The following is a 3,261-nucleotide window of genomic DNA, read 5'->3' on the forward strand; positions in this document are numbered from 1 at the left end:
TAGCTGTTTCTGCTATATCCATCACTGCCATAGCACCTTTAAGTGTGGTAACACCTGCTGTTTCATCTTTTACTCCAAAAGCAGTTGTTTTCATGGTTGCAAACTGAGAAAGTCCGCTTTGACTTGAAAAACCTGAACCTGCAGAAACATTATACACTGCAGAAAGTTGAGAAGCAGCTGAAATAGCTATAGCATTTGCAAAACCTGTAGAATAGTTTTTACCACTACCTACAGAATAACCTGAACCTGCTGAAAATCCACTTCCTTGACTACTCATATAAGCGCTAACAGAAGAATAACCACCTAACATAATTCCTTTATTTGCGGAACCAAATCCCATAGCATCAGCGATATTAGCATCAATTTGTCCTTTTGATTCTCTTAAAGAAACAGAAGCTTGAGAGATAAATTGACTTGCTCCAAAACCTGCAGATTCAAGACCTGTACCGCTTACTAAAATATCTTTACCATCATTTTTAACCAAAGACAAACGACCATAGTTTTCTTTCATATTTGGATTGATAAAAGCACCTCTACCTATATCACCTTCGATTTTAATCCCTCTACCCTCTCTTGAGGTAAGCAAAAGCTGTCCATTAGGATCGATTGAAGCTTCAACCCCTGTAGTATCTTTAACCGAGTTAATCGCAGCAACTAAGGCTCCATTAGCATCACCATCTTTGTATTCTACTTGGCCGATTTTTACCCCATTGATAGTAAAATCATCTGAAGTAGTGCTTGCTCTAACTGCTGATATACCTCTAGTTTCTACTGTAAAAGTAGCCCTAACACCGGTTTTATCAGCACTTTTGTTGATCTCTTCAGCTAAGGCACCAAGTCCTGTTCCAACTGAAGTTGAAATCACAACTTTTTGAAATTTAAAATCATCTATACCATTGTAATTTTTAAGAGTAAGTTGTACTTCACCACTAGATGAAATTCTTCCTCCTGTTTCAAAGCGTGTTAAACCTATCTTAGAAGATTGAGTTGGTCCTATAGTAGCTTTTATAGTTTGATTTGAACTTGCACCGATTTGAAATTCTTGATTGATAAAATTTCCACTTAAAAGTTGTTTACCATTAAATGAAGTAGTATTTGCTATATTATCAAGTTCTTCCATCAAGCGGTTGATATCTGCTTGAAGCATAGTTCTTGTTTTTAAACTTTGTCCATCTTGAGCTGCTTGTGTTGCCTTAGTTTTAATTGTATCTAAGATTTTAAGTTGCTCATCCATAGCCTTATCAGCAGTTTGTAAGATACCTAAAGCATCGTTACCATTAGATATAGCTTGACCTAAAGTATTAGCTTGTGATCTTAAACTATCTGCTATCGCCATCCCTGAAGCATCATCTGCTGCGGAGTTGATTCTAAGACCTGAACTAAGTCTGCTTAAAGACTTATCAAGCTCGTTAGCATTAACAACTGAATTTGCATGTGCATTTAACGCACCAATGTTGGTGTTTATCCTAAAACCCATTTTAAATCCTTTCAAAATATTGCATCAAAAAGATTAAAGCAAGAAGTGTTCCAAGTTTTAGTTTGATTAAAAAAATTTAGAGTTTAAAATAAAAAAGCCTAGTACTAAACTAGGCTTGGATTTGTATATATTGCAGCTTTTGTAAACTACTGTAGCAATCTTAAAACATTTTGTTGCGTTGAATTTGCTTGCGCCATAGCATAAGAGCCTGATTGTGCTAGGATATTTGCCTTAGAATAGTTTGCACTCTCGCTTGCAAAGTCTACATCTCTTATAGTTGATTCAGCTGCTTTAACATTTACTTGAGTTACGGTAATGTTGTTTATAGTTGATGTAACTTGATTTTGCACTGAACCAATATCGGCTCTGATTTGATCAAGATTTGTTATAGCTGTTTCTGCTATATCCATCACTGCCATAGCACCTTTAAGTGTGGTAACACCTGCTGTTTCATCTTTTACTCCAAAAGCAGTTGTTTTCATGGTTGCAAACTGAGAAAGTCCGCTTTGACTTGAAAAACCTGAACCTGCAGAAACATTATACACTGCAGAAAGTTGAGAAGCAGCTGAAATAGCTATAGCATTTGCAAAACCTGTAGAATAGTTTTTACCACTACCTACAGAATAACCTGAACCTGCTGAAAATCCACTTCCTTGACTACTCATATAAGCGCTAACAGAAGAATAACCACCTAACATAATTCCTTTATTTGCGGAACCAAATCCCATAGCATCAGCGATATTAGCATCAATTTGTCCTTTTGATTCTCTTAAAGAAACAGAAGCTTGAGAGATAAATTGACTTGCTCCAAAACCTGCAGATTCAAGACCTGTACCGCTTACTAAAATATCTTTACCATCATTTTTAACCAAAGACAAACGACCATAGTTTTCTTTCATATTTGGATTGATAAAAGCACCTCTACCTATATCACCTTCGATTTTAATCCCTCTACCCTCTCTTGAGGTAAGCAAAAGCTGTCCATTAGGATCGATTGAAGCTTCAACCCCTGTAGTATCTTTAACCGAGTTAATCGCAGCAACTAAGGCTCCATTAGCATCACCATCTTTGTATTCTACTTGGCCGATTTTTACCCCATTGATAGTAAAATCATCTGAAGTAGTGCTTGCTCTAACTGCTGATATACCTCTAGTTTCTACTGTAAAAGTAGCCCTAACACCGGTTTTATCAGCACTTTTGTTGATCTCTTCAGCTAAGGCACCAAGTCCTGTTCCAACTGAAGTTGAAATCACAACTTTTTGAAATTTAAAATCATCTATACCATTGTAATTTTTAAGAGTAAGTTGTACTTCACCACTAGATGAAATTCTTCCTCCTGTTTCAAAGCGTGTTAAACCTATCTTAGAAGATTGAGTTGGTCCTATAGTAGCTTTTATAGTTTGATTTGAACTTGCACCGATTTGAAATTCTTGATTGATAAAATTTCCACTTAAAAGTTGTTTACCATTAAATGAAGTAGTATTTGCTATATTATCAAGTTCTTCCATCAAGCGGTTGATATCTGCTTGAAGCATAGTTCTTGTTTTTAAACTTTGTCCATCTTGAGCTGCTTGTGTTGCCTTAGTTTTAATTGTATCTAAGATTTTAAGTTGCTCATCCATAGCCTTATCAGCAGTTTGTAAGATACCTAAAGCATCGTTACCATTAGATATAGCTTGACCTAAAGTATTAGCTTGTGATCTTAAACTATCTGCTATCGCCATCCCTGAAGCATCATCTGCTGCGGAGTTGATTCTAAGACCTGAACTAAGTCTGCTTAAAGA

General features: G+C 36.0%; 2 protein-coding genes. Both read right to left on the bottom strand.

Annotated elements, in window-relative coordinates:
• A partial coding sequence (locus tag AJN70_RS04135) for a flagellin (RefSeq protein ID WP_070295516.1) occupies positions 1–1,477 on the bottom strand: 1,477 nt, incomplete at its 3' end.
• A gap of 146 nt (positions 1,478–1,623) precedes the next feature.
• Positions 1,624–3,261 (bottom strand): flagellin A (locus AJN70_RS04140; protein WP_070295517.1); only part of this gene is annotated, 1,638 nt, incomplete at its 5' end.

Source organism: Campylobacter sp. BCW_4341, from assembly GCF_001764255.1.
GTDB classification, from domain to species: Bacteria; Campylobacterota; Campylobacteria; order Campylobacterales; family Campylobacteraceae; genus Campylobacter_D; species Campylobacter_D jejuni.